This window comes from Bradyrhizobium sp. S3.2.6 (genome assembly GCF_040546885.1).
In the GTDB taxonomy this organism is placed as follows: Bacteria; Pseudomonadota; Alphaproteobacteria; order Rhizobiales; family Xanthobacteraceae; genus Bradyrhizobium; species Bradyrhizobium cytisi.
This window is the reverse complement of the sequence record NZ_JBEPOS010000016.1, coordinates 25,945-43,218: the sequence shown is the minus strand read 5'-3', so window position 1 is coordinate 43,218 and position 17,274 is coordinate 25,945. Positions and strand designations below refer to the sequence as shown.

Sequence of the window (17,274 nt, the reverse complement as noted above, 5' to 3'; positions counted from 1 at the left end):
GCTATGGCCGCGGTGTGGCTTTCAGATTGCTGTACTGTTTCTGCGGATTAAGTTTGATTGAGCCGCAACGTGCGTCTTATATTACGCCCTTCAACCGATCTGCCATGCGCTCAGCGATGGCGACCGTGGTCAAATGAGTGTTGGCGCGCGGCACTTCCGGCATGATCGAGGCATCGATCACGCGCAATCCCGTGCATCCGATCACCCGGCATTCGTGATCGACGACTGAACGTGCATCGTCCGGTGCGCCCATTCTGCAGGTGCCGCTGGCGTGCTGCGCGTCGCTGCACTCGGCGAACAGCCAATCATCCAACTCGGCGTCGCTGAACGGCTCGTCCATGGAGCGTCCGCTGGCGCCATAGTCGACGCGGTCAGCGATATCGGTTAGCGCAGGCTGCAGGCAGATATCACGCAGGCGTCGGACGCCGTCGCGCAGGCGTTGGAGATCGCGAGGGTCGGACAGCATGCGCTCCTCGACCGCCGGATCGACCTCGGGGTCCGTCGTGACGATGCGAACGTAACCTTGGCTGAAAGCCTGATAGACGGAAACGGCGATCCGTCCCAGCGTGACATCGGCCATCGATTGCGACGAGCGCGCAAGATTGCCGGCGATCATGATCATGTCGTTGTCGCCGGCGCCTGCGAGGCCGGACGAGTAGCGCAGGCAGCAATTGGTGTGCCGGTGCATCAGCGTGCTGGCCTGGCTGCCTTCGCGCAAATGCAGCAGCGCGTTCACGATCGGATGGTCCAGCAAATTCTCGCCCACCGGCAAGTCCGCGCGGATGGGGATGCCGAGCCCCTCCAACAGGGCGGCGGGCCCAATGCCGGAGCGCTGCAGGATGGCCGGCGAATGGATGGCGCCGGCGCAGAGGATAACGTCACGCGTCGCGCGGGGCGCGTAGGATTGTTCGTTCACGCGAACCTGGACGCCGTTGGCGTGCAGCCGGTTGCCTTCGAAGGTAATGGTGTCGACCAGCGCGTGACCGACGATGTCGAGATTGGCGCGATCACGCGCCGGCTCCAGATAGCCGTCATTGGTGGAGATTCGTAAGCCGCCCTCGCTGTTGATGGCGTAGGGCGAGACGCCGGTGCCGGTTGGCGCGTTGTGATCCTCGCACCAGCCATAGCCAAGGCCAAGCGCCGACGCGCGCAGAGCGCGGTCGACGTTACCCCAATCCGGGATCGGAGCGCGATACACCGGGATCGGACCGCGATCGCCGTGATAGCGTGCGTCGGGGAAATTCCTGTCCGTTTCGAGCTTGCAAAAATAGGGCAGAAGGTGGTCCCACGACCAGCCAGTGCAGCCTGCAGCCGCCCAGCGGTCGATGTCGTCGGGAACGGCTCGGATTGCGATCTGGCCATTGATCGTCGAGCTGCCGCCCATGGCGCGGCCACGCCAGAGCAACAGCGGCTGCTGCCGCTCGGTGCGTCGCGCCAACAGCTTCGGCCAGCGGAAGTCGTCGTCACCGATGGCGCGCATGGGGTTCGGGATGCGAATGTGTTCCGGCGTGGTCGCGGTGCGGAGATCCTGCCCCGCCTCGAGCAGCAGCACACGACGCGATGGATCTTCGGTCAGGCGCGCAGCCAGCGTCGCTCCAGCAGAACCTCCGCCGATGATGATCGTATCGTATTCCTGTTCAATCACGTCCTGTGCGCTCCTATCACGGCCCAATCGGACGTGGCGATCATTCCTTCAAACCCGTTCCAGCCACGCCACGCACGAAATTTCGACGCATCAGCGAGAAGAATAGCGCGCTGGGAACGAGAGCGAGCGCCGCGGCCGCACTGAGATGACCGATATCCACCGTGAAGCCGGTCTGAAACAGCGCCAGCCCAACTTCGAGCGTATAGGTATCCTTGTTGGTCGTCACGACGAGCGGCCAAGCAAACGCGGTCCAGGCCTGAAAGAACGCCAGCACGGCCAGCGCTCCCAACGGGCCCCGCATCAGCGGGATCACAATCCGCAGGAAGATCCATCCCTCGCCTGCCCCATCCACCCGCGCGGCCTCCAGCAGCTCGTCCGGAATCGACGTCGTCACATATTGCCGCACCAGGAAGATGCCGAAGCTCATCACGAGATAACCGACCAGGAGTCCGGGCAGCGTGTTCAGCATGCCTGCAGCCTGAACGTTCAGGTAGAGCGGGATCATGTACACTTCAAAGGGAACGACCGATGTCGCGATGATGATGCCGAAGACGGCAGGGAACCAAGGCAGATCGAACTTGCCGAGCACGTAGCCGGCAATGGCGGAGGTGGTGACGACGCTGGCCGTCGAAATCCCTGCAAAGATGAGCGTATTGCCGATCCAATGAAGCAGTGGCGTTTCGTGCAGCACGCCGAGGATGTTCTCCAGCGTCGGCCGGTCCGGAATGATGGTTGGTGGCCAGGCCAGCAGCTCCGGCGGCGTCTTGAACGCGTTGCTGATCAGGAAGACGAGCGGCAGCAGCATCATCAGGCCGACAGCGAAAAGAACGACGTCGATCGCGAGGCCGGCAGGCGTGTTCCGGTCAACATCGCTGGACGGATGGTCTGGATCGCTCACGCGCGGCTCCGATCCCGAAACAGCCTGAACTGCGCGCCGGTCAGGACGAGCACGATCACGAGAAGGACCACGGCTTCGGCCGCGGCATAGCCGACCCGGTAATTTCGAAAGCTGTTTTCGAGCATGTCGAGGACGAGGACGCGAACGAGATGCCCCGGCGCGCCCTGGACGTCCGAGGCCAGGACGAAGGCCTGCGCATAAATGTTATACGACGAGATCAGCGTGATCACCGACACGTACAGCATCACCGGTCTCAACAGAGGTATTGCGACGTAACGGAATGCCTGGAGAGCGGATGCGCCATCCAAGCGCGCCGCCTCGTACAGCGCCTCCGGAACGTTCTTCAATCCGACCAGAAAGATCAGGACCGCGTAGCCAATTGACTGCCAGGAGCACAGAACGATCAGACACACCAGCGATAAGGCAGGGTCGAACAACCAGGCCTGGGCCGGGATTCCGAACCATCCAATCAGGGCGTTGAGGGGCCCGAGCCGCGCATCGAAGATCCATTTCCAGGCCATCGCCGCCGGCACCAGCGACACGACATGCGGCAGGAAGATCGAGGTTTCGTAGAAGCCACTGCGCCGCAGCCCCTGCCGGCTGTTGATCAGCGCGGCGAGTGCTAACCCGACGGGGATGGTGATCACCAGCACGCCGAAGGCAACGATGGTGGTATTGAAGATCGCTTCGAGAAACAGCGGATCACTCATCAACTCGACAAAGTTGTCGAGTCCGACGAACGGCTTGCGCCGCGAGATGATGTTCCACTTGAACAGGCTGAGACGCAGTGTCTCGGCGATCGGATAGATCCGCAGGCAAGCGTAGAGGCCGAGAACCGGGAGCAGCGCCAGAACCGGAAATAGCCATTTCGGCTTGGAACGCATGGAGTCTCCCGGAGCGGCCGCCGGCTAGCGCTGCAACTGTGTGGTCGCGACCATCGACTGCGATCTCACGGTTTGGCCAGCAGATCTTCCCGGGCAAGGATCTTGTCGCTCTCCTCAGCCGCAGATTTCAGGAAAGCATCGATGCCGGCATCGTTTCCTGCCAGCGACTTGTCGGTGAATGCCTTCTCGAGCCGAGCCGCGAGCCGGGTGAGGATTTCGCTCGCCGGACTGATCGCCGGAACGGCGAAGAAGACGTGGTCGGCGGGCGTGTTCACAAACGCGCCGAGCTGGGGGATCTTGCCGAGGACCGCAGAGTAGTCGAGCCCCTTGCGATTGGGCACCCACGCCGTGTTCTCGAGCAGCCAAAGCAGATTCTCCGGCTCATTGGCCTTCTGAACGAAATCCCAGGCGATCTGGCTCTTCGGCCCCTTGTTGGGAACGTAGAGGTCCACCGGCACCATCAACGTTCCCTTCGGCAACGGCGCCGTCGCGTATTTGAGGTTGGGCGCCTTCTTGGCGATGTCGCCGATCACCCAGGACTCCCGGATGAACATCGCGGTCTGGCCGAGCTCGAAGGCTTCAGCGTCCGCCTTCATCTCAGGCGACACCGTCCGATAGGTCACGACGTTGTCGAGATACTGCTTGAGCGCATTGCGGCCGGCCTCGTTCGCATAGGCCGCGCGCCACTTCCCGCCCTTCTCCTCCAGCAACGTCCCGCCGAAATTATAGAGGATCGTCCAGTACTTCTCTGCGATACCTGAACCACCACCGCTGAGACGCAGGCTCCAGCCGCTGACCGTCGGCGCACCGGACGCGTCACGCTGGACAAGCTTCTGCGCATAGGCCGTATAGTCCGCCATCGTCTTGGGCGGCGAATTAAGGCCGGCCTTGGCAAACATGTCGGTGTTGTAGAACAGCGCGCCCTGCCCCTGGAACAACGGGACGCCGTAGATCTTGCCCTCATAAGTGGCGGTCTTCACGCGCGTCATGTCGTAATTGGCTTTGACGAACTCCACGATCGAGGCCGGCGGCTCCGGAATCAGGCCGGCCTCCAGATATCGCGCCGCCTCGACCTCCATCTCGATGACGTCTCCGGCCGCGCCGGATGGAAGCGACAGCGCCAGCCGCTTCTCATGCTCACGCAAGGCGATTGCCTCGACGCTGATGTCGAGATCGGGATACTTCGCCTTCAGCTGGTCTCCGACGCGCTTATAGAATGGGACGAGGTCGGGCCAGCCGCTCCAGATGGTCAGCTTCTCCGCTGACGCCGGCGACGCCAGCATTGGCAGGGCGACAGCCACCGCCAGCCATCGAGCAGCCGACAGCCATGCATGACGCTTCTTCCCGGGAGAGGCTGGATATCCGAACGTGCCAACCGATGTCGCGATGAAGGCCATGTCCCCGCTCCCAGAACTACATAAATCCCGATCAAAGGCTGTCATGCAACCGGTTGCGTGTCAATTGCGATCCGTTGCCGCTTTCGAAGGCTATTGACCAAATCGTCAGCGGCTTTTTCGTTTCGCCGGCGCCGGACCGGTGCTCGCGCGAACGACGAGATGAGAGTTCAGCTTGTGGCGGATTTCGCCCGACGCGCCACCGCTCATCTGGCTGAGCAGGAGGCCGACCGCGACGTCGCCGGCATCGGCGCAGCGCGCCGACACTGTCGTGAGCTGCGGGTAAGTGGTTTCGCCGAGGACATCATCGCAGCCGACGACGCTGAACGATCTGGGCACGTCGACGTCGAGGGCAGCAAGCCCCGCCAGCAGACCCTGGGCAACGAGATCGTCAAACGCGATGGCCGCGGTCACCCCGCTGGCGACGATCGGGGCGGCGGCAAGCCGGCCGGTGTCGTAGGACGGCGGGCGGGCCGGAATGGCGATCACCTTGAGCCCGCGTTTCGCCGCCTCCTTGCGGACCGCGTTGCGCCGCTGCTGGTTGGACCATGACGTCGTGGGGCCGCTGACATAGGCGATGTGCCGATGCCCGAGCTCGGCAAGATGTGCGATCGCGGCTGCAACGCCTGGTGCCGTGTCGATCAAGACCCGCGTAATTCCCTCGATATCGCGATTGATCAGCACCAACGGACGGCGCGCCGCATAGATCCGGATTTGCGCTTCGTCCAGGCGGGACGAGGCGAGGACAAGTCCTTCCACCTGGCCGATAAAGCGGCCGAGCAGCAACTCCTCACGGGCGGGATCCTCGTCCGAATTGCCCAGAAAGACGCACAGTCCCGCCCTGTCGGCATGAAGCTGGGCCGCTCTGATCAAAGGTGGAAAGAACGGATTCGCAACGTCGGAGACAATGAGCGCGACATTGCCATGCCGCCCGGTCGAAAGTGCGCGCGCGACCTGGTTGGGCACATATCCCAGCTTGTCGGCGACAGCCTTGACGCGCCGGACGGTCTCCTCGCTCAGCATTCCCGGGCGCGTGAAGGCGCGCGATACGGTTGCACGCGAGACCCCGGAGATCTTTGCGACCTGACTGATGGTCGGCGCGATCTTGGCACGCTGCTCCCTGCCGTCGGAATCGCGTTTCACCGGGGGCGTCTCCTATGCGGGATCTCGATACTACACATGCCTTGATCGTCGCCGGGGCGCAAGCTTGACATGCAACCGATTGCATTACATCCTCGATCGCACGGAGTGACAGGCCCCGGCAAGAACCACGGATGAGCATGATGGCTTCGGTCGCTCCAGGGATCGCGATATCAGAGACGCGGGATGCGATGGGCCGGGCTGCGGCTTTGGACATCGCAGCCGCGCTGCGCGATCGCCTCGCGCGGCAAGACAGGGTGAGGATGGTGTTCGCCGCCGCTCCGAGCCAGGCAGAGATGCTGGACGCGTTGGCAGCAGAGCGCGATGTCGATTGGCGACGCGTGATCGCGTTCCACATGGACGAATACCTCGGGCTTCCGGCGCACGCACCCGAGCGCTTCGGAGTGTGGCTGACCCGCCATTTCTTCTCGCGCGTCCCTCTGGGCGCCGCCCATTTGATCGGACAAGAATTAGATCCGGACCACGAGGCGGCGCGCTACACCGCCCTTCTGGCCGAGGCTCCGATCGACATCGTGTGCCTCGGCATCGGCGTCAACGGGCATCTGGCGTTCAACGATCCGCCCGTCGCGGATTTGCTCGACACCAGGCAGGTCAAGATCGTCGAGCTCGACGCGATCTGCCGTCAGCAGCAGGTTGACGACAAGTGCTTTGCGACTCTGGGCGACGTTCCGACACACGCGATCACCCTGACGATTCCCCGATTGCTGGACGCTCATCAGCTTTTTTGCGTAGTGCCCGGCGCGGCCAAGCGCGCCGCCGTCGAGCAGTCCCTGTACGGCCCGATAGGTGCTGCCTGTCCGGCGAGCGCATTGCGTACGCATCCGCGATGCACGCTGTATCTCGACCGTGATTCCGCACCACTACGGCTTTCACTGCAAGCACCGGCACGCGCATGAGCGTGGTTACGACGCAGGTCTGGGGTCGCGATCCGGAGACCGGGCAACCTCGCACGATCACATTTATGGATGGCCATATTTCAGACATCGCCCCCGGCGGCCCTGATGACGGGCATTGGTTGTCGCTCGGACTGTTCGATCTGCAATTGAACGGCTTCGGCGGCCATGACCTCAATGGCGGCACCGATCCGCAGACGGTTCGCGATCTCACCCTCGCCGTCCATGGCAGCGGCGTTTCGCGTTTTGCTCCGACGTTGATCACGGCATCACGCGCTGCGCTCATCGATGCGTTGAAGGCGATCGCACAGGCGCGCGACAGCGATCCGCTGGTCAGGCACGCGATCCCCTTCGTCCATGTTGAAGGGCCTCATATCGCACCGGAGGACGGTCCTCGCGGCGCGCACCCGGCCGAACACGTCAGACCACCGGATCTCGCTGAGTTCGACGCCTGGCAAGCCGCCAGCGGAAACCTCGTCGGCCTGGTGACCTTGTCACCGCACTGGCCGGAGACGGCCGACTATGTGCGAGGGCTTCGCTCGCGCGGAGTTCATGTCGCGCTCGGCCATACCAATGCTACGACAGCTCAGATCTCCGCCGCGGTCGAGGCTGGAGCGATGTTGTCGACGCACCTTGGCAACGGCATCGCGGCCCAGCTGCCGCGGCACCCCAATCCGATTTGGACGCAGTTGGCGGAAGACAGGCTCTGGGCGAGCTTCATCGCCGATGGCCACCACCTTCCGCCCGAGACCTTCAAGGCCATGCTGCGCGCAAAGGGCCTCGAACGATCGATGCTGGTTTCAGACGCCGTCGCGCTCGCGGGATGTCCGCCGGCGATCTATGACGTGCCGGTGGGCGGACGCGTCGAGCTGAAGGCGAACGGCCGGCTGGAGGTCGCCGGCACGCCGTTTCTGGCGGGCGCAGCAGCCAGCCTTCCGTTCGGGGTCGCGACGGCCAGGCGAATGGCCGGCTTGACGCTGGCCGAGGCACTCAGGCTGGCAACGATCAATCCACGCACACCATTCCAGCTGCCAGCTCTGACAGTCGGCGCGCCGGCGGATCTGCTTCGATTTCGTCTCGGAGACGACGGGTCCATCATTCCCGAGACCGTCTATGTCGCTGGTCAGCCGTTTCCAGCCAAGCATTGAGGAATTGAGATGAGCCAACTTCGCATCGGGTTGGTCGGTCCAGGCGCGATCGGTGAAACACACGCGCGGGCGATCAGGGCGCTCGACGAGACAGTTTTGGCCGCTGTCGCCGGCGGTACCCCCGAGCAGATTGCCGCATGCATCGACGGCGCGCCTGTTCCGGCATTTGCAACCACCGACGCCATGCTGGCCGGTGCAGACATCGACGCCGTCGTTGTCTGCACTCCGAGCGGCGCTCATCATGACGCAGCACTTGCCGCCATCAGGTCCGGACGACATGTGCTGGTCGAGAAACCCCTCTGCGTCGATCCCGCCGAGGCCGCATCGCTGGTCCGTGCGGCCGAGAGCTCGCAGCTGACCTGCGGCGTGGTCTCGCAGCGCCGGCTCGAACCGCAACATTTGGCGATCAAGAAGCAGCTCGACGCAGGCAGCCTCGGACAACCGCGCCTGATCGAGGCGGCGATCCATTGGTATCGCTCCGACGCCTACTATGCGGAGAAGCCGTGGCGCGCCGAAGCCGGTCACGGCGGCGGCTCGCTCTTCAACCAGGGCGTCCACAATCTGGACCTGATGCTTTGGCTGTTCGGACCAGTGGCGAGCGTTCAAGGCAAGACTGCGACGCTCGGACATTCTCACGCGATCGAGGACACGACGGCGGCGCTGCTGTCCTTCGCATCCGGCACTTTGGGCGTGATCGTGACGAGCACGGCACTTCCGCCGGGGCGGCCGGCCATGCTGCGCCTGTTCACCGATCGGGGCAGCTGCGAGCTTGCACACGACCGCATCGTCCGCTGGGATTTTCCCGATATCCCACAGCCTGCGAGCGCGACGGGACCAGGAAGTGCCGCCAACGATCCCAAGGCGATCGGAATCGAGGGGCATATCGCGCAATGGCGCGACTTCGTCCAGGCGGTCCGGGAGCGACGGGCACCCGCCACTCCGTTCAGGGATGGGTTGGAGGCTACGCGCGTCGTCACCGCGATCTATCGCTCGGCCGCGGAAGGCCGGGCCGTCACCCCCAACGACGTCTTGCCGGAGATGGCCCTCAATGCCAGGTGATGCCTCTTCCATGCTCGACATTGCCATCATTGGTGCGGCTCATCCGCATGTCGAATACGTGCTCTCGGAGATCGCTGTCAGGACCGACGTCAGGATCGCTGCGGTCGCCGATCACGACGCCGCGCGCCTCGCCGAGCTCGAGCGACGCACACAGGCTCCCGGCTACGCCGACCCGGTCGCATTGCTGGAGGCGCACAAGGTCCAGGCCGTGGCTGTTTTCACTGAGTTCGGTCTTCGAGCGCCGATCGTAGCCGAACTGCTGCGCCGGAATATTTTTGCGATCGTCGACAAGCCGATGGCGGTGACGCTTCCCCAGCTCGCCCTGATTGAGAACGCCCTTGCCGGGCGCAACCTGCTGACGCTTCTGCTCGAGAAGCGCTTCTATCCGGTCACGCTCGCGCTCCGCTCGGTTCTTGAAGGTGGCGAGTTAGGAGACATCGTATCGATCAACTCGACCGGGCCGCACAAGCTCGTGCCAAGCCGTCGTCCGGCATGGATGTTCGAGCCATCGACCTATGGCGGCATCCTCGCCGACCTGACGGTCCACGACATCGATCTTGCACTTTGGCTGACAGGGCAAACCAGCGGCACGATCAGCGGCTGGGTCTCGCCCACCCCGGCGGCCGGCACGACGAGCTTTCCCGCTTTGGGACGCGCCATCCTCGCATGCGACAACGGCCCGCAATTTTCGATCGAAGTGGACTGGATTCAGCCGGAAGCTTCTCCCCGCCATGGCGATTATGCCATGCGTATCTCAGGGACACGCGGGCGCGCGGACGTTCTCTTCGCGGAAAACAGGCTCCTCGTTGAAACGGCGACACGCCCTCGACACGACGTCGACCTTCCCCCGGGCGCCCCGCCTGCCGGCTTCGCCTTCGATCACCTCGCGCGCGGCGAAGCCCTGCAGATTTCGGCGAAGGATGCCCTGCGCGCCACGCGCATCGCGATCCTCGCCGAGGAAAGTGCGAAGCAAGGCGGCAAACCCATACGGTGGAGTTGAGGCGCAAGACCAGGAGTTGCCGCGACGATGCCCGACGTTACGGCAGATTGTCCCGCAGAAAAATGTCGATGCGGATGCGCTCCTGATCGGGGCTGATCGGCTCGCCGGAACAATGCGCGAGCAGGACGCGCGCCGCAGACCGTGCCTCATGGCCCGGGTCCTGGTTGATGATGGCATCGAGCGTGCCGCGGACCAGGAAACGCCGCGTGTACTGCGTCAGCTCATGGGTGATCCAGACCACCTCGCGCGCGCGGCCGGAGGCCTCGAGCGCATCGGCGATGCCACGGTTTCCGGCACCGCAGCAATAGATGCCGCGGAGATCGGCATGACGCGCGAGCAACGCCGCGGTGAGCTGGCGCGTTCGCTCGCTGTCGTCGCGCCCCTCGATGACCGGTAGCGCGCGCAGGTTCGGATACTCGCTGGACAGGATCTGGTGGAAGCCAAACTGTCGCTCGGTGTGATCGCGCAGCGACAACGATCCCGCGATCACGGCGACCGTCCCCTCGCGCCCGGCAAGGAAGCGCCCCATCAGCGTCGATGCAGTCCGCCCCGCGGCCGGGTTGTCGATACCGACATAATGCAGGCGGCGCGAGCTCGGCGCGTCCGACACAAGGGTCACCACGGCGACCTCGCGCGCGATGAGCTCGTCGATCGCGGCACGCACCCTTGGATGGTCGAGCGCGATGACGGCGACGCCTTGATAGGCCGGCGACAGGTTTTCCAGCGCGCCGGCCAGCACATCTGGATCGAACACGTCGACATGGAGGATATCGATGAAGCCGCGCTGGCCGGCGAGCCAGTCCGCGGTGCGCTGGACCTGCTCAGTCAGGTTGGTCATGAAGCTGTTGCTGCCGGATGGCAGCACGAAGGCGAAGCGAAAACTCTGCCCGCGTGCGAGCCGTGCGGCCGCCACGTCCGCGCGGTAGCCGAGCTTGGCGACGGCGGCCTCGACACGCGCGACGGTCTTGGCGCGCACGCCCTCGCGCCGGTTGACAACGCGATCGACGGTGGCAAGCGAAACGCCCGCCGCACGTGCGACGTCCTCCAGCGTGGCGCGAACCGCCGGCTGCGTCGCGCCAGCTGTCATTCGCGCGCCGCCCACAGCATGCCGCGGGTCATCAACGTCCGGATCTCCGGTACGTCGAACTCGTAGGCGCGGTGGCCGAGCGAGGAATAGAACACCCTGCCCGCGCCGTATCGCTTCTTCCAGACCACCGGCATCACCACGCCGTCGATCCAGGATGCGTGCTCGCCGGTAAAGGTCGTCGTTGCTAACACCTCGATGGCGGGGTCGACATGCATGTAGTACTGCTCGGAACGATGCTCGAAGCTCTTCAGGCCCTTCATGACGGGATCATCCGGCTTCGTCACGTCGACCTTGTAGTCGATGATGTTGCCGGGATGCGCGACCCATTGCCCGCCGCACAGGAACTGATAGTCGACGGACTCGCGGAACGCATCGCACATGCCGCCATGATGGCCGGCGAGCCCGACGCCGCCACGCACCGCCGCGCAGAGATTGAGCGCGTCCGCCTTCTCGATCTTCGACATGGTGTAGATCGGGATGATCAACGAGAGATCATGGATCGCAGGATCGCCGAATGCCTCCGTCGTCGTTTCAATCCGGACCTCGAAGCCTTCCGCCTTCAGCCAGCCGCGGATCATTGAGGCACAGAGATCGGGATCGTGTCCCGGCCAGCCACCCCATACAATCAATGCCTTGCGCATGGTCATTCCCTCAGTCGATCTGTCCGGTTTCACGCCCGGCCGGCAGCATCGCCGGCCGCTCGACGCGGTTCTCGATCTTGATGCGCCGCCCTTCGTCGGCGGAGGTCTGGAATGCCTCCATCACCTCCAGCACATGGAAGGCGAGCGCGCCGCTGGCACGATGCGGCCGGTTGTTCAGGATCGCGGAGGCCATGTCGGCGACGCCGATGGAACGGAATTCGCCCTCGACATGACCGTGTGTCAACGGCACCGTCTCCCATTCGCCGCCGGTCTTCGCGACCTGCACCTCGCCGCCGAAGCGGTTCGGGTCCGGCACCAGCATGCTGCCCTTGTCGCCGAATATCTCGATCGGCGCGTGCCGGTGCTTCGGCACATCGAAGCTCATCGCGATCGAGACGACCGCGCCGCTCTCGAATTCGAGCGTGCCCGCGACATGGGTCGAAACCTCGACCGGGATCAAGGTGCCGTTCATCGGCTGGCTGGTGACCAGACGTTCGGATTTCGGGCGCGCGGTCGAGCCCATCACACTCGCCACCGGGCCAAGCAGCTGCACGAGATCGGTGATGTAATACGGCCCCATGTCGAGCATCGGTCCGCCGCCGCGCAAGTAATAAAATCCCGGCGCCGGATGCCAGCGCTCGTGGCCGGGACAGCCGAAGAAGGCGCTGCCCGCCACCGGCGTGCCGATAGCGCCGTCGTCGATCAGCTTGCGCGCGGTCTGGTGCCCACCGCCGAGGAACGTGTCGGGCGCGCAGCCGACGCGAAGGCCCTTCTGCGCGGCGAGGTCCATCACCTTGCGGGCCTCCGCGACGTTGATGCCGAGCGGCTTCTCGGAATGGACATGCTTGCCGGCATTCAGCACCGCAAGACTGACGTCGGTGTGGGCAAGCGGCACGGTGAGATTGATGACGATCTCGACGTCGTCGCGCTTGAGCAGCTGGTCGACCCGCATCGCCGGCAGCCCGAAGGCGGCACCCTGACGCTCGGCCGCGTCGCTGCGCATGTCGGCGAGCGCCTTGATCTCTATGACCGGAAAGCGCTGGGCCGCTTTCAGATAGGCGGTGCTGATATTGCCGCAGCCGATGATTCCGACGCCGACTTTTCTCATTGTGATCTCCGTGAGATACCGTTCATCCCTTGACCGCGCCTGCAGTGAGGCCGGCGACGATGTGCTTCTGTGCCAGCAGGAACAGAATGATCGTCGGCAGGATGGTGAGGGTGATGAAGGCCAGGATCAGGTGCCACTCGGACGAATACTCGCCCTGGTAAACCATGATGCCGAGCGGCCAGGGATAGAGCGCATCGGTGTTGAGCATCACCAGCGGCAGCAGATAGGCGTTCCAGCTGTTGACGAAGGTGATGGTGCCGACGGTCGCCAGGATCGGCCGCGACAGCGGCAGCGTCACGTAGCGGAAGAATTTGACATAGCTGCAGCCATCGACCAGCGCTGCTTCGAGCAGCTCATGGGGAATATCCCTAAAGAAGCGCCGCAGCAGCAGCACGCTCATGGCAAGGCTGAAGGCCACCTGCGGCAGCGCGACGCCGAAGTAAGTATCGAGCAGTCCGAGATCGCGCACCTTGATGAACAACGGCAGTACGGCGGTCGCCGCCGGAAACAGCAGGCCGAGCGTCAGGTAGCTCAGCAGCATCGACGAGCCGTAGAACTTGACATGGGCGAAGGTGAACGCCGCCATCGAGGCTGTGATCAGGGTCAATGTCACCGTGAGCGTCGAGATGATCAGCGAGTTGCGCAAGAGCTGCCAGTAACGGCCGGAGAACAGGATGTCGGCATAATTCTGCCATTCCCAGTGCGTGGGCCAGCCGAATGGATTCACCCGCAATTCGCCGAGCGATTTGAAGCCGCCGAGCAAGGTCGCAAGCAGCGGCACCAGCACGAAGATGGCGACAGCCGTGAGGAACGCCGCCTTGAACAGCACGGCGGGATCGAACGGCGCGCGGGTGGTCTCGGCACTACTCATCGCGCATGAACCATCGCTTGTAGGTGAAGGCAAAGGTCACGCAGATCACGAACAGGATGACGCCGATGGCGCTGCCATAGCCGACCCGCATGCGCGAGATGCCGTTGTTGTAGAGGAAGCTCACCATCGTGTTGGAGGAATCCGCAGGCCCCCCGCGCGTCAGCGGCATGACGAGATCGAACAGCTGCAGCGAGCCGACGACGGCGAAGAACACGGAGAGCCGGATCGTCGGATAGAGCAAGGGGATGACCACATGGCGCAGGGCTTGCGAGCGCGTCGCGCCGTCGATCCGCGCCGCCTCGATCAGGCTCTTGTCGAGGCTCTGGAGCGCCGCGATGAATAGCATCATGTGGAAGCCAAAGTACTTCCAGACGATCACGATCAGCACCGCCAGCATCGCGGTGTCGGTCGAGGCCAGCAGATGCGGCGCCTCGGCGCCGAATGTGCGCCAGATCGAGGCAACCAGTCCGTAGTCTCCGTCGTAAACAAAAGAGAAGATCAACCCGGTCGCGATCTCGGCCAGGATGTAGGGCATGAAGAACAGCATGCGCAGCGCCACCGCGCCACGAAAGCGCTCGGCGAGCATCAGGGCCAGCGTGAGCGCCAGCGGCAGCTGGACCGCGAGCGAGACTGCGATGATCAGTCCGTTGTTGCGCAGCGCGAGCCAGAAAGCGCGTGTCTCCAGCACGAAGCGGTAATTGTCGAAGCCGATCCAGTTGGTCGGCCGGCCGAATCCATTCCAGTTGAAGCCCGAATACCAGGCCGCCTGGCCGATCGGCAGCACCACGAATAGCGTGAACAGCAGCAATGCCGGCGGCAGGAACAGGATCAGGACGGTGAAGCGTCCGTCCCAGCTCGGGCCGCGTGTCGTGGCCTGCGGGACCGTCTCGCCGGTAACGCCCACCGCCGACACGATCGCGATCCGCCGCGTCATCGTCAGTTGCCCTGCTTCCGCGCCGCTTCGATCGCTTTGGCTGCGTCCTGCGGGCTCATGCTGCCACCGGCGATCTCCGCTGTGACATCGTTGACGACGCGACCGACCGAGGGGCCGAGGCTCTGGTCATAGAAGTTCTGGTGGTAGTTCGACTTCGCGAGATTGGCTGCGATCAGCTTCATGAAGGAATTGTTGAGGCCGGCGTCCGCGCCCTGGACCACGGGGATAATGTAGTTGCCCGCCGCAAGCCGCGTCTGCACGTCCTTCGAGATGAAGTACTTCAGGAAATCGACCGCTTCCTTGGGCGAGTCCTTGGTGATCAGCCAGCCGGTGATGCCGCCCAGCGTATCGGTCGGCGCGCCCTTGCCGCCCGCGACGACCGGAAAATCGAACCAGCAGATCTTGTCTTCGCTCAATCCGACCTTGTCGGCGGCAAGCGCGCGCTGCAAATTATAGACGGTCGAGATCGCGAGCGTCATCGCGGCCTTGCCATCGCCGAAATAGCCGACGGCCTGCGGGTTCTTGAAGCCGAGAAAACCGTTCTGGAACGGCTGCAGATCAACGAGCTGCTTGAACAGCTCTCCGGATTTCTGGAAGGTCTCGCCGGCAAAGCCGCCATTCTCGCCGCGCAGCGCCGCATCGAACGCCGCCTTGCCTCCGACGCGCACTGCAAGATGAGTCCAGTAGAAGTGCAGCGGCCATTTGTCGGCGCCGCCGACCACGATCGGCGTAACACCGGCCGCCTTCAACGTCTTCACCGCGGCGAGCAGATCGTCCCAGCTCTTGATCCCGGCGGGATCAACCTTCGCCTTGGCCATCAGCTCCTTGTTGCAGAGGAAGCCGACCTGCGACAGCGCGATGGGCAGGCCATAGACGCGGCCATTGCTAGTGAATGCGGCGAGTGCCGCCGGCGTGAGGCTGTCGCTATAGCCCTTCACCTGATCGGTGATGTCGTCGAGGACACCGGCCTCGATCTGTGTCTTCAGGACGCCACCGGCCCAGCTGTAGATGATGTTCGGCCGGTCCTTGGATTGCAGGATGGTGGGCAGCTTGGCCTTATAGGCCTCGTTCTCGAGGAACTGCATCTCGACCTTGACGCCCGGATGCGACGCCTCATAGCTGCGTGCGACCTCCTCCCAGATCTTCACCTGGGCTGGATTAACCTCGATGTGGAGCCATTTCACCGTGGTGTCGGCTGCGGCGACGTTGGCGCCAAGCAAGCATGCAGTCGCGGCGAGTCCCAGCTTCTCGAGCAGTCTCATCACATCCTCCCAACCGGCTTTTATTCGTTGGCTGCAATCCTGCCCTCAGTTTCTGAGGTACGCAACTGAAAATCTGACCTATGCACCTCACGGAAGGAATGGCTAAGGTCTGGAAAAGAATCGGGGGCGGCCCGTCGCGTTGCCCAAAACAAGCTGAGGTGCCCATGGCTGCCACCTATTCCGACCTCGCCGGCAAGGTCGTGCTCGTCACCGGAGGTGCAGCGGGAATTGGCGCTGCGATCGTGCGGCGCTTCGCGGAGCAGAAATCCAAAGTCGTATTCTTCGACATCAAGGTCGAGGAGGGGCAACGCCTGGCGCGCGAGCTATCCGATCGGGGTCTGGCCGCGCATTTCCAACACGTCGACCTCACCGACATCCCCGCGCTGCGGGCTGGCGTGACGGCGGCACGCAAGGTGCACGGCGCGATCAACATCCTGATCAACAACGCCGCCCATGACGAACGGCACAAGACCGAGGAGATGACGCCGGAATATTGGGACGAGCGCGTCGCGGTGAATCTGAAGCACCAGTTCTTTGCGTCGCAAGCCGTGCTGCCGGACATGAAGGCTGCGAATGCCGGGGCCATCATCAATTTCGGCTCGGTGTCGTGGATCGCCGGACAAGGCGGCATGGCCGCCTACACCGCCAGCAAATCGGGCGTGATCGGCCTGACGCGCTCGCTGGCGCGCGACTACGGTCCCTACAATATCCGCGTGAACGCGATCGCGCCGGGCTGGATCATGACCGAGCGCCAGCTCGAGAAATGGATGACGCCGGCGGGCGAGATCGAACTTCAGCAGCGACAGTGCCTGAAGCGCAGGCTGGTGCCGGACGAGGTCGCGAAATTCACCGTGTTCCTCGCCTCCGACGAGGCCTCCGCCTGCACCTCCCAGCACTATATCGTCGATGGTGGCTGGGTGTGATGCCTTGAGTATGCGCCGTTGTTCGGGCTACTCCGCGCGATAGTGCTGCTGCCAACGCAGCACGTAAGCCTGCAATCGCGCGGCGAGCTAGCGCAACACCGACCACTGAGGGTGTAATTCTCAAACGTTTGACCGATTGACCCTCAACGCGTGGTCGAACGTTCTCTCACCGTTCTACGCGACCCCGTCGTAAGTCTTTGGAATGCTTGGTGGGCGCACCAGGGCTCGAACCTGGGACCCGCTGATTAAGAGTCAGCTGCTCTACCAACTGAGCTATGCGCCCGAAAGGCGGTCAATGCCTTGCGAGGCCGGTCGTTTAGCAAAGCGATCCGGGTCTGGCAAGCGATGTGGCGCATGTTTTCCAAG

The 17,274-nt window shown here is 63.7% G+C and carries 16 protein-coding genes and 1 tRNA gene; 5 read left to right on the top strand and 12 right to left on the bottom strand.

From position 1 onward, the window contains the following. Window positions 1-76 precede the first annotated feature (76 nt). The 5 genes from ABID58_RS24935 to ABID58_RS24915 form a co-directional block, all read right to left on the bottom strand. Window positions 77-1,645, bottom strand: a complete 1,569-nt coding sequence (locus tag ABID58_RS24935) for a GMC family oxidoreductase (RefSeq protein WP_354035366.1) — start codon at window positions 1,643-1,645, stop codon at window positions 77-79. A gap of 40 nt (window positions 1,646-1,685) precedes the next feature. Further along, window positions 1,686-2,543, bottom strand: a complete 858-nt coding sequence (locus tag ABID58_RS24930; protein WP_354035364.1) for a carbohydrate ABC transporter permease — start codon at window positions 2,541-2,543, stop codon at window positions 1,686-1,688. Next, window positions 2,540-3,427, bottom strand: coding sequence for a carbohydrate ABC transporter permease (locus tag ABID58_RS24925; protein WP_354035362.1), 888 nt, complete (start codon window positions 3,425-3,427; stop codon window positions 2,540-2,542). The genes ABID58_RS24930 and ABID58_RS24925 overlap by 4 nt, the downstream gene beginning before the upstream one ends. A 65-nt stretch (window positions 3,428-3,492) precedes the next feature. Beyond that, window positions 3,493-4,869: an extracellular solute-binding protein gene (locus ABID58_RS24920; RefSeq protein WP_354035360.1), complete on the bottom strand. Its 1,377-nt coding sequence runs from the start codon at window positions 4,867-4,869 to the stop codon at window positions 3,493-3,495. A 60-nt stretch (window positions 4,870-4,929) separates the two neighbouring features. Beyond that, window positions 4,930-5,964, bottom strand: a complete 1,035-nt coding sequence (locus tag ABID58_RS24915; RefSeq protein ID WP_148756001.1) for a LacI family DNA-binding transcriptional regulator — start codon at window positions 5,962-5,964, stop codon at window positions 4,930-4,932. 131 nt (window positions 5,965-6,095) lie between these two features. Here ABID58_RS24915 and ABID58_RS24910 point away from each other — a divergent pair, with 131 nt between their 5' ends. From ABID58_RS24910 to ABID58_RS24895, 4 genes are all read left to right on the top strand, one after another. Beyond that, complete coding sequence (locus ABID58_RS24910; RefSeq protein WP_354035359.1) at window positions 6,096-6,878, top strand: glucosamine-6-phosphate deaminase; 783 nt, start codon at window positions 6,096-6,098, stop codon at window positions 6,876-6,878. A gap of 65 nt (window positions 6,879-6,943) precedes the next feature. Then, on the top strand, window positions 6,944-8,023 hold the full coding sequence (locus ABID58_RS24905; RefSeq protein ID WP_354035358.1) for an N-acetylglucosamine-6-phosphate deacetylase: 1,080 nt from the start codon (window positions 6,944-6,946) through the stop codon (window positions 8,021-8,023). Between the two features lie 9 nt (window positions 8,024-8,032). Then, a complete protein-coding gene (locus tag ABID58_RS24900) occupies window positions 8,033-9,082 on the top strand; it encodes a Gfo/Idh/MocA family protein (RefSeq protein WP_354035356.1) in 1,050 nt (349 codons plus the stop codon). Window positions 9,083-9,092: 10 nt separating this feature from the next. Beyond that, complete coding sequence (locus tag ABID58_RS24895) at window positions 9,093-10,082, top strand: Gfo/Idh/MocA family protein (protein ID WP_354035354.1); 990 nt, start codon at window positions 9,093-9,095, stop codon at window positions 10,080-10,082. Window positions 10,083-10,119: 37 nt separating this feature from the next. Here the strand turns inward: ABID58_RS24895 and ABID58_RS24890 are convergent, their stop codons facing one another. The 6 genes from ABID58_RS24890 to ABID58_RS24865 are packed head-to-tail and all read right to left on the bottom strand — an operon-like array spanning window position 10,120 to window position 15,985. Beyond that, window positions 10,120-11,169 (bottom strand): LacI family DNA-binding transcriptional regulator, encoded by a 1,050-nt coding sequence (locus ABID58_RS24890; RefSeq protein ID WP_354035352.1) that lies wholly within the window; start codon window positions 11,167-11,169, stop codon window positions 10,120-10,122. Then, window positions 11,166-11,810, bottom strand: coding sequence for a ThuA domain-containing protein (locus ABID58_RS24885; RefSeq protein WP_354035351.1), 645 nt, complete (start codon window positions 11,808-11,810; stop codon window positions 11,166-11,168). The genes ABID58_RS24890 and ABID58_RS24885 overlap by 4 nt, the downstream gene beginning before the upstream one ends. A gap of 10 nt (window positions 11,811-11,820) precedes the next feature. Beyond that, window positions 11,821-12,918 (bottom strand): Gfo/Idh/MocA family protein, encoded by a 1,098-nt coding sequence (locus ABID58_RS24880; RefSeq protein ID WP_354035349.1) that lies wholly within the window; start codon window positions 12,916-12,918, stop codon window positions 11,821-11,823. 22 nt (window positions 12,919-12,940) lie between these two features. Beyond that, window positions 12,941-13,789: a carbohydrate ABC transporter permease gene (locus ABID58_RS24875; RefSeq protein WP_354035348.1), complete on the bottom strand. Its 849-nt coding sequence runs from the start codon at window positions 13,787-13,789 to the stop codon at window positions 12,941-12,943. Continuing rightward, a complete protein-coding gene (locus ABID58_RS24870) occupies window positions 13,782-14,723 on the bottom strand; it encodes a carbohydrate ABC transporter permease (RefSeq protein WP_354035346.1) in 942 nt (313 codons plus the stop codon). Before ABID58_RS24870 ends, ABID58_RS24875 begins: the two co-directional genes overlap by 8 nt. A 2-nt stretch (window positions 14,724-14,725) precedes the next feature. Beyond that, window positions 14,726-15,985 (bottom strand): extracellular solute-binding protein, encoded by a 1,260-nt coding sequence (locus tag ABID58_RS24865; protein ID WP_354035345.1) that lies wholly within the window; start codon window positions 15,983-15,985, stop codon window positions 14,726-14,728. A gap of 164 nt (window positions 15,986-16,149) precedes the next feature. Between ABID58_RS24865 and ABID58_RS24860 the strand changes: the two genes are divergently transcribed. Beyond that, on the top strand, window positions 16,150-16,908 hold the full coding sequence (locus tag ABID58_RS24860) for an SDR family NAD(P)-dependent oxidoreductase (protein ID WP_354035344.1): 759 nt from the start codon (window positions 16,150-16,152) through the stop codon (window positions 16,906-16,908). A gap of 207 nt (window positions 16,909-17,115) precedes the next feature. Here ABID58_RS24860 and ABID58_RS24855 read toward each other — a convergent pair. Further along, window positions 17,116-17,191 (bottom strand) — tRNA-Lys (locus tag ABID58_RS24855). Window positions 17,192-17,274 lie beyond the last annotated feature (83 nt).

Bases quoted from the DNA above. Each gene is read 5' to 3' on its own strand.
- ABID58_RS24925 (WP_354035362.1), bottom strand. From the start codon at position 3,427: ATGCGTTCCAAGCCGAAATGGCTATTTCCGGTTCTGGCGCTGCTCCCG.
- ABID58_RS24920 (WP_354035360.1), bottom strand. From the start codon at position 4,869: ATGACAGCCTTTGATCGGGATTTATGTAGTTCTGGGAGCGGGGACATG.
- ABID58_RS24910 (WP_354035359.1), top strand. From the start codon at position 6,096: ATGAGCATGATGGCTTCGGTCGCTCCAGGGATCGCGATATCAGAGACG.
- ABID58_RS24905 (WP_354035358.1), top strand. From the start codon at position 6,944: ATGGATGGCCATATTTCAGACATCGCCCCCGGCGGCCCTGATGACGGG.
- ABID58_RS24900 (WP_354035356.1), top strand. From the start codon at position 8,033: ATGAGCCAACTTCGCATCGGGTTGGTCGGTCCAGGCGCGATCGGTGAA.
- ABID58_RS24895 (WP_354035354.1), top strand. From the start codon at position 9,093: ATGCTCGACATTGCCATCATTGGTGCGGCTCATCCGCATGTCGAATAC.
- ABID58_RS24890 (WP_354035352.1), bottom strand. From the start codon at position 11,169: ATGACAGCTGGCGCGACGCAGCCGGCGGTTCGCGCCACGCTGGAGGAC.
- ABID58_RS24885 (WP_354035351.1), bottom strand. From the start codon at position 11,810: ATGCGCAAGGCATTGATTGTATGGGGTGGCTGGCCGGGACACGATCCC.
- ABID58_RS24880 (WP_354035349.1), bottom strand. From the start codon at position 12,918: ATGAGAAAAGTCGGCGTCGGAATCATCGGCTGCGGCAATATCAGCACC.
- ABID58_RS24875 (WP_354035348.1), bottom strand. From the start codon at position 13,789: ATGAGTAGTGCCGAGACCACCCGCGCGCCGTTCGATCCCGCCGTGCTG.
- ABID58_RS24870 (WP_354035346.1), bottom strand. From the start codon at position 14,723: ATGACGCGGCGGATCGCGATCGTGTCGGCGGTGGGCGTTACCGGCGAG.
- ABID58_RS24865 (WP_354035345.1), bottom strand. From the start codon at position 15,985: ATGAGACTGCTCGAGAAGCTGGGACTCGCCGCGACTGCATGCTTGCTT.
- ABID58_RS24860 (WP_354035344.1), top strand. From the start codon at position 16,150: ATGGCTGCCACCTATTCCGACCTCGCCGGCAAGGTCGTGCTCGTCACC.